Below are 18,999 nucleotides of genomic sequence, written 5' to 3' on the forward strand. Positions count from 1 at the left end.
AAAATTATCGTATCACATTTTTTCTTCCCTGGAAACAAAATAATAATAAAAAAATGCAGCCCGTTCTCAATAGAGCCCGGCTGCCTGTGGTTTGATTTTCATTATTCAAATTTATTTCGACTTGATATCTATATCCTTTTTCTTTATTTCTGCATCCAAATGCCTGCTATACTTTTCCAAAAAGCTAAGCATACTGTCAAATTGCTCCTCGGTTACCTGCTCAAATACGGCTTTATCCCGCTCTTGAAACTCCTTGTGCAGTTCCTCATGGATTTTATAGACTACTTTCCCTTGCTCAGTAAGCCTAAAATAAATTTCTTTCTTGTTATCCGGCTTCTGGTAGCTTTCGATAAGGCCTTTTTTTATGAGCTTCTTAGTTATTTTACTTATGGCACCGCTAGTCATATAAAGGGACTCCGCAAGTGTTGTCACGTTGGAATCTACATTTTTTTCAATGTATTCCATGCAATGTACTTCAGAAGGCTTATAACCCTTAAGACTGTCTTCCATCTTGTCCTTATTAAGCGAAACCATCTTGTTATATAAGTCCCTGAAACCCATTATGACCTGTTCTTCTTTGTTCATGGACTGTCCTCCCACCCGTTGGTGCATTAACAATTTAATATAATATATTTGGGTTTCCATTTCAACAATATTAAAACAATTATTTTAGGAATTGAGCGATACATGAAAAAAGAGATCCGAACACTCCCCATGTTTTATGTATGTATATTTATTTTTCAGACAAGGACATGCACGCAAAAAAACGGCCAGATCGCTAAAGTAGCGGACCGAGCCGTTTTCCATTTCTTAAGACCGAGCCTCTGTGAACATTTGAAAGGTGACACCAAACTTGTCTGTTACATTCCCATAAGCTGGACTAAAATGGGTTGCCTGCAAAGGCATTCCCACCTGCCCTCCTTGCTGTAAAGCATCAAACATTTTTTGAGCTTGCTCCACACTATCGGTTGTAATACAGATACTCACCTGATTTCCGCTGCTAAACGGCGATCCGGGAAAGGTATCCGAAAACATGAGCTCTGTTTCGCCCACTTTAAGGGTGGCATGTCCCACACGTTCCTTGACCTCTGCGGGAATGGGAAAATCGGGGTTTTCCGGCATTTCCCCAAAGGTTTGGATAAAAAGCAGTTGAGCATCCAATGCCTTTTCATAAAATTCGATTGCTTCTTTTGCATTTCCATCCATCGTGATGTAAGGAATCAAACGTTTGGACATCTTCAACACAGCTCCTTTAATTCGAGGTAATTAGCCCAGCCATTTCTCCTGTATTATATACAAAACTTGTCAAGAAAAACAAATCTGTATTCTTAGCTTTCATGCACCTGAACGCCAAGCTGTTTTAGCTCCTTTATCGCTTCCCTAACGTTACGCTGTGGATGAAGCGCAGAGATCATCTGTGCAGTGATCGGAACGCCGTTGAAAATCTGGCTTACCACCCCTAGAGAAATCGGCAGCTCATAGTAACTTTCAGCCCAATCATGATATTCCTCCGGTGTAACTATAATTTTCCCCAGCAAAAAGGATGAGCCATCGTCATATTCCTCAGGAATGTTCACGTTGCCCGTACGCCACTCCTTATCTCCCGCTTCCCTCCACATACAAAAGGTAACGTCCTCCTTCTCCAGCGCTTCATCTTCTAAAAGCCCCATCATATCATCAGGTACACCGTCGTACATGCCCGGCCAGATCTCATATTCGTCTCTTGCATGAGGACTTACAGGGGATTCGTGGTCAAAACCTTTTAATAGCACACCTCCACGCGTCCATAGCATATGAATCGTATCTCCAGCGCCGTTGTTCACCTCACCCAGGCACACATCACCAGACCATTCAGACTGCATACGATACGTGCGCAACCAATCTTCTGGAGACAATATAATATCCAGTGCTGACAGCAGCATCATTCTGTCTTTTAAACCATTCGGCGTTACCTGTGCATCAAGCATCCTATTCTTCATCATTCCTCCACCTTGTCCACGCGTACTAAAATTTCATTTGTCTCTGCTTTGTCTTTCAAGCTTCGCTTGCTCAACCACCTGCCGAATGAAAGGTCCCTTGGCTTCGGTATACGCTGCACGGTCATGATTGAATTGGTGAGCCAAATCTTTTTTTAAAGTCTCATACGCTCCCAGGCTCTCAGGATGCGCTTTCAAGTAATCTCTGAATAATAGATGGTTTTCCCAATGCTCTCCTTTATACTTGTAAATATGCAAATGATGGGTCCCAGCTCCCCATTCTCCACGGCGAAAGAAAGCTCGCTCTGGAAAATCAGGCTTATGTACATATTCATATTGAATACCTAGCAAACGCTCTCGCTGTTCGGATTGAATCATCGCCAAATCTTCTACTCCAACCATAATGTCGATAATAGCCTTGGCTCCCAAACCAGGAACGGATGTACTACCGATATGCTCTACGCCGACACACACGTCTCCGAGAGCCTCTATCAATTTGGCTCGTTCCTGTATGTACTCTGCTACCCACTGCGGATTATATTCGGATATCACTACCTGCGCGGACATGAAGGCACCTCCATTCGTTTTCCAAAAAAATGCCTTCCCAGTGCGCTTGGCACAACTCAGAAGGCATTCTCTTGTTTAAATTAAAAATCATTTAGTTGCTTCATCCCTGTTATTTGGCTTCTCAATTACGATCAGACAGGTACTGTCTGGCAAAGGAACCGGCTGACCTTGCTCATCCATGAACTCAACACGACTGGACAGCGCTTCGGCATAGCCCTCCTGCAAATAGTAGCGGCTCAACCGGATAATCGCCTGTGGTCCAAGTGTGTTACGAATACACTCTTCATACTGTGACGGAGTAAAATAACCAAACTGCTCCTGTACCTCATGCACATAGGCTTCCGCCCCCCATGTATAGGTATACAGAAATTCCATTGCATCATTTACCGGCAAAACAGCCTCATGCTCACCTATGCGCTCTATTTCAATGGGGCGACCCGCAAAATCCTGCGCATACCGCATCAGCCATTCCATTCCGTCCGGCTCCAAAAATCGAATGCGTCTGCGCTGCTCTACTGGTTCGGTCATAATACCGTCACGAATGATAATGCGCCCGCCGGGTGCAAGTACACGGTAGGCGCTATGCAAAGCAGCCTCCACTGTTTGTGAATTGAACCTTTTTCCATCTCGTTCAATGTAGGAATACAGCTCGTGAAGAATCGAAGAGAAAATAACCGTATCCATGCTCTCCGTTTCCACATACTCTTCTAATTGAAGCGCATCACCTTTGATGACATCCCAACGACGGTGCTCCAATTGCTTTTTACGTTTAAGGGCCTCAATCACATTCACAGAAATGTCAAGACCCAACGGCTTCGAGTCCGGTCTTTCTTGCTCGATCAGGTCCAGCAGTACGCCCCCGCCAGGTCCGATATCCAGTATACGGGTTCCAATCACATAATCCAGAATGACCCTTTTGAAATCTGCGGTCTGGTTCATATCTGTAAGATATGTCTCCTCATTGTGAAAGCGATCATAAGCATCGCGCCGTAATCCGAACAGATCAAATAGCAGCAGGACTGCTTTGTCATACAGAGGCGTCTTTTCTGCTTCAATACAAAAGTCGATCAATTTTTCAGCAGCTGATGAAAATACAAAATTAAAAAATACAGTACTTGGCAGCTCGTCTTTATGCTCTACAATTACATTCAAATGAGGGTTATGCTTCCGTTTTCCTTTTGAAATGTCCTGCCAGGATAGTGAGCTTAAATATTTTTCTATCATTCTCTTTTTGTATACGTTAATTTTTTTAACACCACGATAGTCATAATACATCGTATTCATAAGCGATTCAAAACTAATATGCCGTACCGTTGCAGGCTGTTCCTGCCCTGTGCCATCCCTCAACGTGAGTAAGAAAACCTTGACCAATTCTTGGAGTGAAAAATCCTGCAAAGCTGATTCTACATACCAAAGTGTCCGATTCTCCAGCGGAGCCAGTGCTTTTTCTACATTCAGCTCTTGCTCCAGCTCGGCGTAAGCCTGCTCAAACGGCTCCCCTTCATGAATCGAAACCGAGCGCAATCTCTCCAGTCGCTCCTTTACACTCCAGACTACAGGGGCGTTATCCCAGGCAATCCAGCCGATTAACTGCTCCACTTCACCGCGTACTTGCTCCCATAATGCAGGATCTACACCAGCGATAATGCATTCGTTCAGTGCTCGTAACACAAGCTCCAATTCCTCCGAGCTCAGCCAGCCTTTACGAGTAATTTCAAGCAGCAGTCGATTTTCCGCAAAAGGTATTTCTCCCCGTATATACTGCCCGATCAATCCATGCGTCTCAATCAGAATCCGGGTCATGCTGTTACGCGGGTATGCAGGGGACTCTGCTTGAGCCTGTCTGACATACAGCTGGGAGGAGCCAATATTATGTACAAATAAATTAATGCCCTCATGCTGCCAGCGTAGCCGTTCGCGGACTGTGCCTCCTTTGGCGGTCTCAGACCATACCAATACATCCTCCAGTAGCTCTTTAACCCAGAATGACAATGGAAGTCCGTCCAAAATAAGCAATGTGCGCTCCACATAATCCAGTACAGGATTAGCATCCTTTAACTCACCTATGGATCGAATGCGCTCCAAATTTACAATACGCTCCTCAGCCGAAACAAGCAGCTTTAGCCAGGTCGGTGTATCCCAGGCCAGATCACTTTCTTTCCTGTAATTAGCAATGGCTTTTAACGATTGTAACATTTTTCTCACCTCGTGTGATTCGATTCGGTATGCACAGGAGACTTTTGAAAATATCTTGTATACCCTACACTTTACCATACATTTGTAGCTTCCATCTCGTGGAAAATATTAAACATTTGTATCAATTATTCGCTTGACATGTTCTGTGTATCGCATCCCATGATTTAAAGTACCCGTAACTTCGCTCCGTCTCCCAAAAGCAAAAAGATACCTTCCAACCCTAAGGTCAAAGGTATCTTATTACGATTGTTACACGCAGCAAAATTACTTTCCTACGTTGTTTATAAAATTATAGTGTCGCTGTGTGACACGTTAATCATCTAGCATATATTTCGACTGGATTAACCAACAGAAACGCCATCTGGTACCGGGATACCAAAGTCAGGTGTTCCATCCTCATTCCAGTTCAAACGCTGAACACGTGTATGACGATTCGGATCATACAGCGGGTCACCTGTAATTTCCTTGTAATTACGAGCGTGATATACGATAACGTCACTACCATCCTCAGCAACAGTAAAGCTGTTGTGACCAGGTCCGAATTGACCTGTTTCCTCATTCGTGCAGAATACTGGCGCAGGAGACTTTGCCCACGATTTCGGGTCAAGTAAGTTGGCATTCTCGTCTGCCGTTAGCAGACCCATGCAATAATTGTGATCTGTAGCACTAGCTGAATAGCTGATAAAAATCCTTCCGTTCCGTTTCAGAACGGCTGCTCCTTCATTTACCTTAAAACCGATAACTTCCCAGTCATATTCTGGTGTTGAGATCATGACCTGCTCACCACGCAGCGTCCACGGATTGCTCATTTCTGATATATACAAATTGGAATTACCTATGATGTCCGGGTCTTTCTGAGCCCATACATAATATAGAACGCCATTATGCTGGAAGGTTGTCGCATCGAGAGCAAACGTCTCCCAGCGAGTTTTGATCTGTCCCTTTTCCACCCATTCACCTTCCAGCGGATTAGCTGAAGCATTTTCCAGCACAAACATCCGATGGTCGAACAGACCTTCCTTCGTTTCTGTAGTACGAGCTGCTGCAAAATAAATGTACCATTTGTCGTTAATATAATGAATTTCCGGTGCCCAAATGTTCGCGCTTAACGGACCCGTTTCATATTTATGCCACACTGCCACTGGTTCTGCTGTATTCAAGCCTTGAATAGTACGTGCCCGCCGAACCTCAATGCGGTCATACTCTGGCACAGATCCGGTAAAATAATAATACCCATCACTATGCTTGTAAATCCAAGGGTCTGCACGTTGCTCAATGACCGGATTATTAAAAGATACAGGTTGATTCATGGTTTTTCTCTCCTCTATGTGTAATATGTAGTTCATATGATTAATCGGTGATACGTTTTCCCCAGATGGAAATTCCTTTTTCATTCATACCCGTGAAAATTAGAGTATGACGACCGAGCTCCCAGTCCCATGAAGGAAGCAATAGCAATTCCTCCTTTGACCCTTCGGACGCATTGCTCCAATCCATTGTTAGCGTACGTCTACCATCAAAACTCCAGTGACCTTCCAGAGAACCACTGGTTGCCCGCCCTCCAGCTTCCAGACGAAGCGGTTCAGCTTCCACCTGACCGTCTACTTCTTGCCTTATCACGATGCGCTCCCAGTTGCCGGATAATAACCTTTTGGGTATATCCTGCTCCTTTTCACCCGCATACCGCTCCGGCGATACGACAGGCCAACCATCAGCCGTCCACAATATTTTGCGCACATGCAAGTAAGGCCAGCTCTTATCCGTTTCTCCCCGCGCATGATGAACAATGTAGTAATCGTCTCCGTCCTTCAGCACGGAATTATGACCTGGCGCAACCCAGCCTTCTCCTTCGCTGAAACGATAACCACCCAGCACCTTGTTCCCAATCTCATATTGAGGCAAATAACTGGTATCCGCCATATCATGTCCATTTATATCCACGTACGGACCTGTGATAGAATCCGAGCGGGCTACGCGAACATTGTAGTCCTCGAATAAAGAATCATACGAGACGAACAAGTAGTATTTACGGAACACAGGATTGTACACAATGTACGGTCCTTCCACAGCTCCGTCCTCGGTTGCCCGATCTCTGGCAGCGATATTTTTACCATAGCCTGGCTCTTTGAGCTTTCCAGTCTGCGGATCGAGCGGTGTGACATAAATCCCGCCAAAAAATGATCCGTATACCATCCATAGATTTCCTTCGGCATCCAATACCGGATTAGCATCAATTGCGTTCAGCTTGTCATGCTCATCCGTTTTAATAACCAGCCCCTCATCCTTCCAAGGACCTTCCGGGGAGTTGGATGTCTGCAACCCAATAGCTGATCGTGTGCTGCCAAATGTGGAAGCAGAATAATACATTCGATAGGTATCGCCCATCTTTATAATGTCCGGGGCCCACAGATTCGTTGCTGATGACCATGCCCCCGCTTCCTTTGGAATACCGGGTAAAGCATATTGAACCCAGCTCCAGTGAATCAGGTCGGTCGATTTGCGCACCATAACACCCGGCCTCAATTCTCCACCTGTCTTTACATCCGTCGAATAGACATAATATCCCTGATCAGTTTTGATAATCGCTGGGTCATGGGCATTGTTAATAGTCCAGCGCTGTTCATCGTCTATCGTACTTTGATCATACAAGTGATCAGGAGGCGGAGCCTGCGGATATACAGGGTCCGGAGTGTTATCCCCACAGCCGGATAGACCCAGCATTAGCAGCATAACCATAACTGTTATTCTCCTCCTTCCTTTACTCAGTGCATAGGGTGACTGCGTTACATCATTATCCGAATCGTCCAAGTGCAAGTGTCAATTAACCCTTGACACCAGAAATGGCAACCGACTCAATAATTTGTTTCTGGAAGATTAGGAATATAATCAACACAGGTAACAAGGCTATAATGGAAGCCGCCATAATAAGTGGATAGTCCGTCTGAATGGCGTAAGTCGCATTAAAATTCGCGATAACCAGCTGCAATGTCTGCGTTTCTGGTGAGTTCAAGTAAATAATCGGTGCCAAGTAATCGTTCCAAATTCCCATAAACCATAAAATTAGCTGTGCCGCAACTGCCGGCTTAATGAGCGGAAACGTAATCGATGAATAAAGTCGGAAATAAGAGCTTCCGTCAATTTTAGCAGCTTCGATAATAGCATCCGGTACACTGAGCAAATACTGCCGCAAGAAAAAGATCATGACTACATTACCGAACAAGCCGGGAACGATCAGAGGCAACAGCGTATCTACCCAGCCAAGTTTGGAGAACATCATAAATTGTGGAATCATAACTGTTGGATAAGGAATCATCATGGATGCGATGAGTGCCAAAAACAGTTTATTTTTATGAGGGAATCTCAGCTTTGCGAATGCAAAAGCGGCCACACTAGAGGTGAAAGTACCCACAACCGTGACACTTACAGCCACAATCACACTGTTCTTAATCCCGCTTAACAGGGGACCTGCCTCCCAAATTTCCTTGTACTTACCAAACTGAAACACCTCTGGTATCCATACTGGTGGAAGTGCAAAGACATCCTGCTTTTCTTTTACCGAAGTGGACAACATCCAAAGCAACGGCGCGATCATCGCAATCGCTCCAATCGCCAGTACAATAAAGATAATGATATTGGTAACTTTCGTTTTTTGACTATGGGACATAACCAGCTTCACTCCTTTCCGCGAAAATCAATCCCCATCAAAGGATGATTTTTCATTCATTTTAAATTGAATCAAAGTTACGATAAAAATGAAGATGCCGAGAATCATAGCCATCGCGGAGGCATATCCCATTTGCAGGTTTTTAAATGCCTTATTCCAAATATAAAAGACGATTGAGGCGGATGAATATTCCGGCCCCCCTGTAGGTGTCATAATGTTCATTTCAGTAAAGATTTGCGAACCACCAATGATATTAGTTACGACCAAGAAGAAGGTTACTGGTTTCACCATTGGCCATGTAATATTGCGGAACATCTGGAATCCGCTAGCACCATCTAGCTCTGCTGCTTCATAATAAGAGCGAGATACGCTTTGTAGCGCAGCCAGATATAGCAACATTGTATATCCGAGACCTTTCCATACGGTCATGAGAATCAGGGCCGGTTTGACTGTATCCTTATCCATCAGCCAGTTAGGTCCTTTAATACCGAACAATTCAAGGAATTGGTTCACCAAACCATAATCTCCGTTGTAGGCCCAGTTCCACATAATAGAAACGGCAGCCAACGAAGAAATGACCGGAATATAATAGATCACACGAAATGTTGTCGTACCTGGAATCTTGCGATTCAGTCCCAGTGCCAGCAGTAAAGCTAGTACAAGACCGATTGGAATACCCAACATTAAGAAAAGAGTATTGTACATCGATTTGTAAAAGAGTTCGTCGCTAAATAAATCCTTAAAATTATCCAACCCAATAAAGTTCATTTGTCCTAATCCGTCCCAGTCTGTAAAAGAGCCGTATAACGAATAGACAAACGGGAACAACGTAAAGATTAGCAGACCGAGAATAGGTGGAAGAATAAATAAGTATCCATATATCTTCTCTTTGCGGTAGAGATTAGATTTGGTTATCACAGGGCTCACCTCTGTTTCTGATTTGGAATGAAGATGATGTTAGCAGCATGATATTCAGCCACTAACATCATCCTTTTTCCTCTATTTACGCATTATTTCTGTGATTTTTTCTCTTGCTCCACCGCTTTATCCAGCAGTTTCTGCATCTTCGGTTGTTCTTGCTTCACATAATCTGCTGCCGTAATTTTGCCATCCAGCACAGGTTGGATATCTGTGAAGAAAATATCGTACCATTCTGCGTTATACGTATAGTTACCTGGTAATGAACGTCCATAGTCATTTACGATATCAATAAATTCCTGTTTGTTGTTAGGCTTGGTTTTTGTATCTTTGGCCCATTCATCAGCCATATCCAGCAGATTCGGAATCTGTACCTTTGCATCCACGAGCTGCTTCATGCCTTCTTTGGAAGTGGTCAGATAGTTAACCAATTCTACAGCTTCATCCGGATATTTTGTTTTAGAGGAAACACCGATACCCAGAGAACCAATCCATGTTGCCGGTTTGCCAGTCGATCCAGTTGGGAAAGGCAACAAATCATATTCGAATGGCAGTTTTTCAAATGTACTCATATCCCAAGGCCCTACTGGGAAGAACGCCATTTCGCCTTTCATCCAGCGTTGATATGTGTCCAATGTTTGTGATTGTTCAATGCCAGGTGTAATTTTATATTTGTTTTGCATATCAGCAAAGAACTGAAGCGCTTCCGCAAATTTTGGATCATCAATCGCTACTTTAGTTTTGCTCTCATCCAGCCAATCAGCGCCATTACTCCATACAAAGGCTTGCAATGCCCACTGAACGTTAAAGCCTGTTCCGTATTGATCTGGTTTGCCATCACCGTTAGTATCTTTGGTCAGCTCTTGGTTAACCTTAATGAACTCATCCCATGTATAAGGTTTGTCTTTGTCAGGCAATGGAACACCTGCTTTTTCAAACATGGTTTTGTTATAACCCAAAGCGAATGGACCCAAGTCCTTCGGCATACCGTAAATATTTCCTTGACCGGCCATTTTACCGTCATAGCGATACAAATCCACACCGTATTTCCAGATGTTATCCAGATTTATATCCTTGCTCTTCTCAATATAAGGTGTCAGATCCTTCAACACACCACTGTTAACATAAGCTTTCAAATCCCCAGGGGCAAAATAAAAGATATCTGGAAGATTGTTACCTGTAATTGCAGCTCTAAGCTTTGTAGCATATTGGTCTGCTGCCGTCACGACCATTTTAACCTTTACACCAGGATGTTCTTCTTCAAATTTCTTGATAACATCCTTATAAGCCTTCTGCTCATCCGTTCCTCCACGGAACATGAAAGTCAATTCCTTGCTTCCATCGCTACTGGAACTTCCTCCACTACAGCCTGCCAGTGCAGCAACCATCAACAACAGAACAACCATTGTTAGTGCAAAACCTTTTTTCTTTGTCAACGCGACCCCTCCTAAAATTAAAATGAAACCGCATACATTAAGTGTTAAAATAACTTCATACCACTCGGCCTAATCTTTAACTGTGCGGTACACAACCCGTTGTTGATTGCCGCTGTGATTATCATCCCTCTCATGTACCATATAATTAACATTTACCTTTATCAATAATGAATTCGTTTACAAATAAAATATAGCACGCCATTCTACGGTTCGTCAATGCATTTTTCAATCTTTTTAAATAATTATAAAACATAGATTGGAGTAACTTAAAAAGCAAAATTAAATCGCATTTAAGTATATTTTCGCAATTAATACTAAATAAAATACTTAAATACGATTTATATTATAAAAAACACCTTATTTTAGAACGTCATTTCCTCTCTTCTTCTTTTAGTAAAAAATATTTACAGAAAAACAGTTTACTTCTTTATGATTTTATTTTAACATAAATCAAAGTAAAAATATAAGCGCTTACATTACATTTTTTATAGATAAGGATGGGCTATAGCTATGATTTATATTAAGGACTTAATGTCGGGGTTAGATATTTTCAAAGCACTGGGCTCGGAAATTCGCATTCAAATTCTTGAGTTACTTGCTGTTCAAGGACAAAGTATGAATGATATTGCGAGCAAGCTAAATTTGAGCAACGGCACCATTACGATGCATATTCGCAAACTGGAAGAATGCGGGCTTGTGGAAATCAATACGGTAAGCGGTAAACACGGGACCCGAAAAATGTGCTATTTAAATAAGGAAAAGCTAATGGTAGATCTGCGCAGCAGAGAACAAAAAAATGTGTATGAGGTAGAAATTCGTATTGGTCATTATAGTAACTACCAGGCGGTTCCTACTTGTGGATTAGTGACCAAAGACAGCATTATCGGCGATTTTGATGATCCACGCTATTTTGCAGATCCCGCGCGACTGGACTCTGAAATGATCTGGATGGCAGAAGGCTTTCTGGAATACCGCATTCCTAACTACTTAAAAGCGAATCAATCCTTTACCGAAATTCAATTTTCCGCAGAGCTGGGATCAGAAGCACCGTGTTATTGTGAGGACTATCCGTCTGATATTTGTTTTCATATAAATGGTATTGCCATCGGTCACTGGACGAGCCCAGGCGATTTTGGAGCTGTTCCCGGGGTCCTCAATCCTGATTGGTGGCCCCCACACTTGAATCAATACGGCATGCTGAAGTTAATTCGCATCAACCAGCATGGAAGCTTCATTGACGGGTGCCGTATATCAGAAGTCACCATAGACGATATTGGACTTGATTACAAAAGCGATATTACACTGCGTTTATCCGTATCTGATCAATCGCAAAACAAAGGAGGACTCACTATTTTTGGTAAAAGATTCGGAAATTTCGGCCAAGATTTGCTTGTGCGCGTGCTTTACGATGTACACGAAGAAGATAACTCCAACTCCTAATTCGCCACAGATAAAAGGCCGAAGTCTGTATTCATTGAATACATGTCCTCGGCCTAAATCCTAATCTTCACTTAAAGAGATATAAATAAATAGATAAAAGATGATTGCCATCCCAAACACCAGCCAGCTAAAGGACAGCAAATGAAGCTTCTCCCCTGCATGTACTGCCCATCTCCAAAGATCCGCAAAAAGCACCAGCGGTTGCAGCAACACATCCCAGCTATTCCAGCGGGCAAATCTGCCTATATACACACCTATGCTGGCCAGCCATAACATCACAAAAACTACAGCCCATGCAAGCCAACCTGAACAAATCTTCCTCAACATACGGTGGGTCATCAATACACAAAGGGATGTAAGAAAAAGACCAATTCCAGCGGCCGAAAAGGACGTAAATAAGATTATCCAAAATTGAGTATTCAACCAAAAACGCGTACCAGGATTCACATCGTACAAACGGAATGCATGTAGTAGTTCGGTCACTAAATAAAGAGCATTCGGCAGAAAAAACAACCATACCCATGCGGCGAAAAATAATAGAATATTTCTTACTTTTGCATTTCGCAATCTGAATAACGCCACCATGAACAATGAAATAAACACCGGAACCCATGCCAGGAATATATCCCAGTACAGAAATTGATATATTCTCGTCCCGCTTGTGGACTGTAGATACATAATGAGTCCGAAACAGCCCAACGTAGCTACAAGCATCACCCCCAACAAACCGGGCAGCTTGTAACCCTTCCTTCTTAACAGCAAACTTCCATCTACCTCCTGCCTAATAACGGCGTATTTACGTCTCTTCAGTTCTCTCTTATAGCGCTTTCACATTTAGAAAGAGGGCTTTTATTTATTCCACGTTTCGTATATCCTCGAACACATGGTCTGTTATCGTCAAAGTATCAAAGGTAACATTACACCCCTCCCCTACCGGAGACTGTGCGACAACCCCAACTTTTAGCTGGCTGGGAACATTCATGCCAAAATATCTGGCCAGTTTCCAATGTTGACCATCCGAGGAATAATGAAAGGCAAAGCAATTTCCAGCTCGTGTTACTCGCAAATATGGATTAGAAGCATCCATCGCCCCCGATATACAATCATCGGATGTATCCCGTGTGACCACACTAAGGATCGAGGGGGTATTCTCAAAGTATTCAAAGCATACCTTAGCCCAATGAGTATCATCCGCCATCACCATCAAACATCCTGAATCATAGGGCTGCTTCATATCGACACGAACCCTCGTCCAGATTGTAAAATCTCCATGTAGGGTGGTATGCAAAAAAGGAGCGGACGATTTGATAACTGCGCCGGACGGATCTCTAAAAAAATCTGCCTGTGAAGGTGCAGAGACTTGTAAAGCCTTGGATTCATCGAAGCTCCATACAGTTGGTTCGTTGATCCACCTCCATCCTTGAGGCAAAACCTTTTCGTTAAAGCCTTCAAATACATTCATATGGACACCATCCCTCTCTAGCCAATATAGTCTTAACACAGTGAAATTTTGGGGCAGAATTCCCCATGATACCACTATATACGTAATCTTCCAGTCGTCAATGATGATGCTTCTGTCTTCCAGAATTATAAAAAAAGACTTGCTATTCTGAAATGTTGTGCTTATAATTACACCTAAATTGATACGGTAACAAATTTCAATGACGAGAACGAGTAAGCTATACAGCGGATTTGCAGAGAGTTGGGGCAGGTGAAAGCCAACATTCCGAGGGTAGCTGAACGCCATCTCTGAGAAGCGGGCTGAACCTGAAGTAAGCTCTGCCGCCTTTCCAGCGTTAACCGGAACACGTATTGATGGATACGTGAACAGAGTGTCATTTCCTATGGAATGAAACTAGGGTGGTAACACGGGTATAAACTCGTCCCTTTTACAGGGGCGGGTTTTTTTGTTTTTCAATAAGGAGGAATCAACATGACAAATGTATCGACAGCAGTATCTATAACTGATTTTTTGACTCCGGCTGTACGGGAAATGCCGCCTTCAGGTATCCGTCGGTTTTTTGAATATAGTGCAGGCAGAAAAGATATCGTATCGCTTGGTGTCGGTGAACCGGATTTTATAACCCCTCAACATGTGAGAAAGGCCTGTATCACAGCACTGGAAAATGGTAAAACCTCATACACACCCAATGCAGGTCTCCCTGAGCTTCGCGAGGAAATTGCCGGATATCTGGAGAGCAGCTTCAGTACATCCTATAACCCGGCAGATGAAATCATGGTCACTGTTGGCAGCAGTGAAGCATTGGATTTGGCGCTACGCGCCCTCATCACAACACACGATGAAATACTCATACCAGCACCCTGTTATATTTCGTATTCGCCTATCACGTTTTTGAACGGAGGACATACCGTAACGGTTGAAACGTCTGCCGACCAGCAGTTTAAGCTGACAGCTGAGGCGCTCAAATCCAAGCTGACTCCACGATCCAAAGTGCTTATTCTCTGTTATCCGAACAACCCGACAGGCGGGGTGATGACCTATGAGGATTGGCTACCCATTGCCCGTCTGGTTGAGGAGCATAATCTTATTGTCATATCGGACGAAATTTATGCTGAATTGACCTATGGACAGCAGCATGTAAGTTTCGCTTCTCTGCCAGGAATGAAAGAACGCACCCTGCTCATCAGTGGCTTTTCCAAAGCATTTGCCATGACAGGCTGGAGGGTCGGCTATGTATGCGGTCCGAAAGAATTGATTTCAGCCATGCTGAAAATCCATCAATATACAGCCATGTGCGCTCCTATTATCGGGCAAATTGCCGCGATTGAATCCCTGCGCAACGGGCTAGAGGAGAAAGATCGTATGATGGAGTCCTACAATCAACGTCGAAAATGGTTCGTTGCCGGCCTATGTCAGACAGGACTTCCATGTCATGAACCAAACGGTACCTTCTATGCTTTTCCTTCCATTGCACATACAGGGTTAAGCTCCGAACAGTTTGCCAAGCGACTGCTGGAAGAACAAGGAGTTATAACGGTCCCGGGTTCCGCATTTGGCCCAGGCGGCGAAGGCTTTATCCGCTGCTCGTATGCGTCATCGCGTGAACAGTTGGAAATGGCTCTGGAACGCATCAGCGTATTCCTGAAACGCCTGTAAACCCGATTTTCCATAACATGGACTGAACATGAGCATGGGGTGAACATTTACTTCAGCAACTTCTGAATAAGCTTTTTCTGGTGTGTTGGCAAACCTTCCGGCCATTCCCCTACGCGGCAATAACAAATGTCGGAGATTTCAGCGCTTGGTCGAAAGGTACCCGGGATCACCCGGCCTGTAAAAATAAGATCCACACGGTTCGGCAACTGGCCAAACTGGGCTTGCGCCAATGAGGTGATCTCTACCTCCAGCCCAGTTTCTTCCCGGACTTCGCGCCGCAGGGCAATTTCCGGCTGCTCTAGCTCCATCCAGCCGCCGGGAATCCCCCACGGCTGCTTCCGGTATACGTGCTTTAATAGCAGCACTTCCCCGGCCTCATTCGTGAAAATGCCCAGCACAGCAATTAAAAATTTATGTTGTGCCCGGTACACCAAAGCATTTTTCAATCGAGTAAACGGCGTATGCTTATACATGAATACAAGCCAATCCCGCGGGATCTTATTTACCAGCTTAGCCAGCATAACACACCTCCAGTTGAGCACTCTTACATCAACTCATTCGTTGGATTAAGGTAAATGAGGAGCTTAAGTATGTATACTAAAAAATTAATCTTTAGGTGACTATAGCTTACGGCTATATAACTGAGCATTTTCCGCATCAAAACAAACAAAAATAATCTCATTCAACCCAGCATGTTCCTGTACAAAACATGTCACTTCCTGTATAGCAATCTCGGCCGCCTTTTCTTTTGGGAATCGGTAGATGCCTGTGCTGATATTGGGAAAAGCAATGCTGCTTGCATTCAATTCTAGAGCCAATTGCAGTGTATGACGGTAGCATGTCGCCAATAGTTCTTCTTCCTGATGGTCGCCACCATTCCAGACTGGGCCGACCGTATGAACAACATATTGGGCATCCAGCTTGCCAGCCGTCGTATAAACCGCGCCTCCTACCGGACATCCCCCTTGTTTGTTTCTGATACGGACACAATCCTCCAATATAGCCGGACCACCAGCTCTATGAATCGCACCATCTACACCACCGCCACCCAGCAAGCTTGTATTTGCTGCATTGACGATAATATCCGCCTTACAACGGGTAATATCCCCTTGCACCACACGTATGATCACGTTAAATCGTTCAATTTGGGTATCCATTGATTCTCCTTCTCTTCTAAAAACCAGCTTTGTTATATAGTCATCTTATAGTCTCTACAAGCGATTTATAATATATCGTCATAGGTTTTCAACAGAAAGTGTCTTAGATTTTTCCCCCGTGCACTAGCTATTGTCGCTAATAATGGCGTATCTGTAAGCTCGTCAAAACTGCTACCTTGCGCATACTTCTGCTCAGACATGTCTAGAGCCACATCCAGTTCAATCATATTAAAGTAGTAGACTCCTGTAAATATAAGCTCATAGGGTACAAAATCGTCTACTGCTTCCGGCGCTAAACTCCCATTAATCTCTCCCTTCAAAACCAGCTCTTTTTTTACATAATTCATATGAACCTGATCCAAATAGACCGCATCCCGTCCATGCAATTCACCAAGCGGTGTTTGAATAGCTTTTATGTGTGGCATCCAAGTGTTCTCCTGTCCTAAATTATTTTCCATCCAGCAACATAAGTGCGGTCGCAACCGCATGATCCACAAAAGAACGCGCTGGGCGTGACTTCATCATCACAGTTATCCCGATTAACAAAGAGACTAAAGTATGTGCCAAAGCTCGTGCATCCATAGTCACCTCAAGCTCCCCAGATTGAATACCACGTTCGAGGGTCGCCTGAAAGACAGCAGAAAGATACATCTGATGTTCTCTGGTTAAAATTTCAAACCTCTCATCATGAGGGGCTAACTCTACCATTGTATTGATGCAAAAACATCCCTTGTTAGACTCCTTCTCGTACTCTTCCGCCACCACTCCCCCAAAAAAATTGTAAAATGCTTCTTTTACAGATGAACTATTTTGCAGTTTAGCCCTTACACAAGCTGCATGAGATTGCGTAAATTTACGCAGCGCAGCTTCGAATAATTGCTTTTTATCCCCAAAGGCAGCATATATGCTGGGGCGTTGTATTCCCATACGGGAGGTCAAATCACTTAAAGACGTGGCCTCGAATCCCTTTTCCCAAAAAACTTGCATCGCTGCATCCAACGCTTGATCTTCATCAAATTCTCGTGGTCGAACCATATTTAACCCCTTCTTTTTGTATCGTTCAGTATATTAAGATTGTATGATCTTCAGAAGCGGCTGTCAAATATGTACGGGTTAAACTCTTGACAAATCTTATTGACGAGAGTTATATTGACCTAAAATTATTACATACCGATCGGTATATTATACTGATCGGTATGTAAATCACAGAAAGCGACGTGGTATGTGAAAATGAAGATGTCAGAAGAAAAAGCGATACTGCTCCCCCATCAAACGGTAGCCAGCACTACCGAAATAGCTCCCATTCCGGTCCTATCCCGGTCTGTGGCGCTCTTGTTTGCCATAGCCTGCGGGCTGGCTGTCGCTAACATTTACTATGCACAGCCATTACTGGATGCGCTGGCGCACGAGTTTGGCATTACACACTCATCGGTCGGTATCGTTATTACCGTCACGCAAATTTGTTATGCGTTAGGACTGCTGCTACTCGTCCCGCTTGGCGATCTCTTGAACAGGCGGCGCTTGATTACAGGACAGATGCTGCTGTCTGTGCTGGCATTAATCCTGGTTAGCTCTGCCCCTACCCGTACAATACTGCTTATGGGCATGGCAATGGTTGGGCTGCTGGCTGTAGTGACTCAAACACTCGTGGCATTCGCCTCGACCTTGGCTCATCCGACTGAACGCGGGCAGGTCGTAGGACTGGTAACCAGCGGAGTCGTTATCGGCATTTTACTCGCACGAACCGTTGCCGGTGTATTAACTGATCTGGCAGGCTGGCGTTCAGTTTACCTTATTTCTGCTATACTTACGCTGTTTATGGCTGTGACTCTATTGCGAGTACTCCCAAAGAACGAACCCACAAGCGCCACACTTTCCTATGCGCAGTTGCTTCGCTCGGTTATCGCACTGTTCGTCCAAGAACGAATTCTGCGTATTCGTGCTGTCCTTGCGCTGCTTATTTTCACAGCGTTTAGCATATTATGGACTTCGCTTGTATTACCTCTTAGTGCTCCCCCATTGTCTCTTTCACACACTGCAATTGGGGCCTTCGGCCTGGCTGGAGTCGCCGGAGCATTAGCAGCAGCCCAAGCAGGGCGACTTGCTGATCAAGGCTTGGGACAACGAACGACAGGTATCGCACTAGTTGTATTGCTGCTGTCCTGGCTACCTATACGCTACACCGAGCATTCTCTATTCGCTTTAACTCTTGGTGTCATTCTTTTGGATTTGGCCGTACAGGCTGTACATGTCACTAACCAGAGCTTGATTTTCAACGTTCGCCCTGAAGCACGGAGCCGACTTACCGCAGGCTACATGATCTTTTATTCCATCGGTAGCGCCACTGGAGCCATTACCTCCACTCACATGTATACCTATGCTGGGTGGAACGGAGTTTGCCTATTGGGGGCGGGTGTCAGTGCTCTGGCTCTCATTTTTTGGGCGATGACTCGACGTTCAACTTGATGATACATCCATATGGATGGGATCAACGAAAAACCGCCTGGGCCTCAACAACAGCCTAGGC

Annotated in this window: 19 protein-coding genes and 1 other annotated feature; of the genes, 3 read left to right on the top strand and 16 right to left on the bottom strand. The window is 44.2% G+C overall.

Translation table 11 applies throughout. From position 1 onward, the window contains the following. Positions 1-111: 111 nt before the first annotated feature. The 10 genes from G9G57_RS16870 to G9G57_RS16915 all read right to left on the bottom strand — a co-directional run bounded on the left by G9G57_RS16870 (position 112) and on the right by G9G57_RS16915 (position 10,757). Entirely contained in the window at positions 112-585 is a 474-nt protein-coding gene (locus tag G9G57_RS16870) for a MarR family winged helix-turn-helix transcriptional regulator (RefSeq protein ID WP_044785533.1), read from the bottom strand. A 225-nt stretch (positions 586-810) separates the two neighbouring features. Beyond that, positions 811-1,236, bottom strand: coding sequence for a VOC family protein (locus tag G9G57_RS16875; RefSeq protein ID WP_019686939.1), 426 nt, complete (start codon positions 1,234-1,236; stop codon positions 811-813). Between the two features lie 92 nt (positions 1,237-1,328). After that, a complete protein-coding gene (locus tag G9G57_RS16880) occupies positions 1,329-1,979 on the bottom strand; it encodes a hypothetical protein (RefSeq protein ID WP_164965277.1) in 651 nt (216 codons plus the stop codon). 33 nt (positions 1,980-2,012) lie between these two features. Beyond that, positions 2,013-2,543, bottom strand: a complete 531-nt coding sequence (locus G9G57_RS16885) for a GrpB family protein (RefSeq protein ID WP_016819175.1) — start codon at positions 2,541-2,543, stop codon at positions 2,013-2,015. An 87-nt stretch (positions 2,544-2,630) separates the two neighbouring features. After that, complete coding sequence (locus G9G57_RS16890) at positions 2,631-4,739, bottom strand: class I SAM-dependent methyltransferase (protein ID WP_164965278.1); 2,109 nt, start codon at positions 4,737-4,739, stop codon at positions 2,631-2,633. A 341-nt stretch (positions 4,740-5,080) separates the two neighbouring features. Continuing rightward, positions 5,081-6,049 carry a glycoside hydrolase family 43 protein gene (locus tag G9G57_RS16895; RefSeq protein ID WP_025364598.1) on the bottom strand — a complete coding sequence of 323 codons (969 nt, stop codon included), beginning with the start codon at positions 6,047-6,049 and terminating at the stop codon, positions 5,081-5,083. Positions 6,050-6,089: 40 nt separating this feature from the next. Continuing rightward, entirely contained in the window at positions 6,090-7,475 is a 1,386-nt protein-coding gene (locus G9G57_RS16900) for an arabinan endo-1,5-alpha-L-arabinosidase (protein ID WP_164965279.1), read from the bottom strand. An 85-nt stretch (positions 7,476-7,560) separates the two neighbouring features. Further along, complete coding sequence (locus G9G57_RS16905; protein WP_019686936.1) at positions 7,561-8,403, bottom strand: carbohydrate ABC transporter permease; 843 nt, start codon at positions 8,401-8,403, stop codon at positions 7,561-7,563. A 27-nt stretch (positions 8,404-8,430) separates the two neighbouring features. Beyond that, entirely contained in the window at positions 8,431-9,321 is an 891-nt protein-coding gene (locus G9G57_RS16910) for a carbohydrate ABC transporter permease (RefSeq protein ID WP_164965280.1), read from the bottom strand. Between the two features lie 92 nt (positions 9,322-9,413). Then, positions 9,414-10,757 (bottom strand): ABC transporter substrate-binding protein, encoded by a 1,344-nt coding sequence (locus G9G57_RS16915; protein WP_017425807.1) that lies wholly within the window; start codon positions 10,755-10,757, stop codon positions 9,414-9,416. A gap of 510 nt (positions 10,758-11,267) precedes the next feature. On the opposite strand from G9G57_RS16915, the gene G9G57_RS16920 reads away from it, so the two are divergent. Next, the gene (locus G9G57_RS16920) at positions 11,268-12,197 is read left to right on the top strand and encodes an ArsR/SmtB family transcription factor (protein WP_017425808.1); all 930 of its coding nucleotides are present in this window, start codon (positions 11,268-11,270) and stop codon (positions 12,195-12,197) included. A 60-nt stretch (positions 12,198-12,257) separates the two neighbouring features. Here G9G57_RS16920 and G9G57_RS16925 read toward each other — a convergent pair whose 3' ends face one another. Together G9G57_RS16925 and G9G57_RS16930 are read right to left on the bottom strand one after the other, a co-directional pair. After that, positions 12,258-12,959, bottom strand: coding sequence for a DUF1361 domain-containing protein (locus G9G57_RS16925; RefSeq protein ID WP_164965281.1), 702 nt, complete (start codon positions 12,957-12,959; stop codon positions 12,258-12,260). Positions 12,960-13,050: 91 nt separating this feature from the next. Beyond that, positions 13,051-13,659: a DUF1349 domain-containing protein gene (locus G9G57_RS16930; RefSeq protein WP_025364594.1), complete on the bottom strand. Its 609-nt coding sequence runs from the start codon at positions 13,657-13,659 to the stop codon at positions 13,051-13,053. Positions 13,660-13,849: 190 nt separating this feature from the next. Then, positions 13,850-14,088 (top strand) — a binding site (T-box leader). A 42-nt stretch (positions 14,089-14,130) separates the two neighbouring features. Between G9G57_RS16930 and G9G57_RS16935 the strand changes: the two genes are divergently transcribed. Next, on the top strand, positions 14,131-15,315 hold the full coding sequence (locus tag G9G57_RS16935; RefSeq protein WP_039277073.1) for an aminotransferase class I/II-fold pyridoxal phosphate-dependent enzyme: 1,185 nt from the start codon (positions 14,131-14,133) through the stop codon (positions 15,313-15,315). Positions 15,316-15,362: 47 nt separating this feature from the next. Here G9G57_RS16935 and G9G57_RS16940 read toward each other — a convergent pair whose 3' ends face one another. The 4 genes from G9G57_RS16940 to G9G57_RS16955 all read right to left on the bottom strand — a co-directional run bounded on the left by G9G57_RS16940 (position 15,363) and on the right by G9G57_RS16955 (position 17,507). Next, complete coding sequence (locus tag G9G57_RS16940) at positions 15,363-15,836, bottom strand: NUDIX hydrolase (RefSeq protein WP_016819162.1); 474 nt, start codon at positions 15,834-15,836, stop codon at positions 15,363-15,365. A gap of 99 nt (positions 15,837-15,935) precedes the next feature. Next, positions 15,936-16,472 (bottom strand): O-acetyl-ADP-ribose deacetylase, encoded by a 537-nt coding sequence (locus tag G9G57_RS16945; RefSeq protein WP_164965282.1) that lies wholly within the window; start codon positions 16,470-16,472, stop codon positions 15,936-15,938. Positions 16,473-16,537: 65 nt separating this feature from the next. Then, on the bottom strand, positions 16,538-16,897 hold the full coding sequence (locus G9G57_RS16950; RefSeq protein ID WP_164965283.1) for a hypothetical protein: 360 nt from the start codon (positions 16,895-16,897) through the stop codon (positions 16,538-16,540). Between the two features lie 22 nt (positions 16,898-16,919). After that, positions 16,920-17,507: a TetR/AcrR family transcriptional regulator gene (locus G9G57_RS16955; RefSeq protein WP_164965284.1), complete on the bottom strand. Its 588-nt coding sequence runs from the start codon at positions 17,505-17,507 to the stop codon at positions 16,920-16,922. Positions 17,508-17,702: 195 nt separating this feature from the next. Here G9G57_RS16955 and G9G57_RS16960 point away from each other — a divergent pair, with 195 nt between their 5' ends. After that, entirely contained in the window at positions 17,703-18,938 is a 1,236-nt protein-coding gene (locus G9G57_RS16960) for an MFS transporter (RefSeq protein ID WP_164965285.1), read from the top strand. The last annotated feature ends 61 nt before the right edge of the window (positions 18,939-18,999 follow it).

The sequence above is a fragment of the Paenibacillus sp. EKM211P genome, from assembly GCF_011066175.1.
GTDB lineage: Bacteria > Bacillota > Bacilli > Paenibacillales > Paenibacillaceae > Paenibacillus > Paenibacillus polymyxa.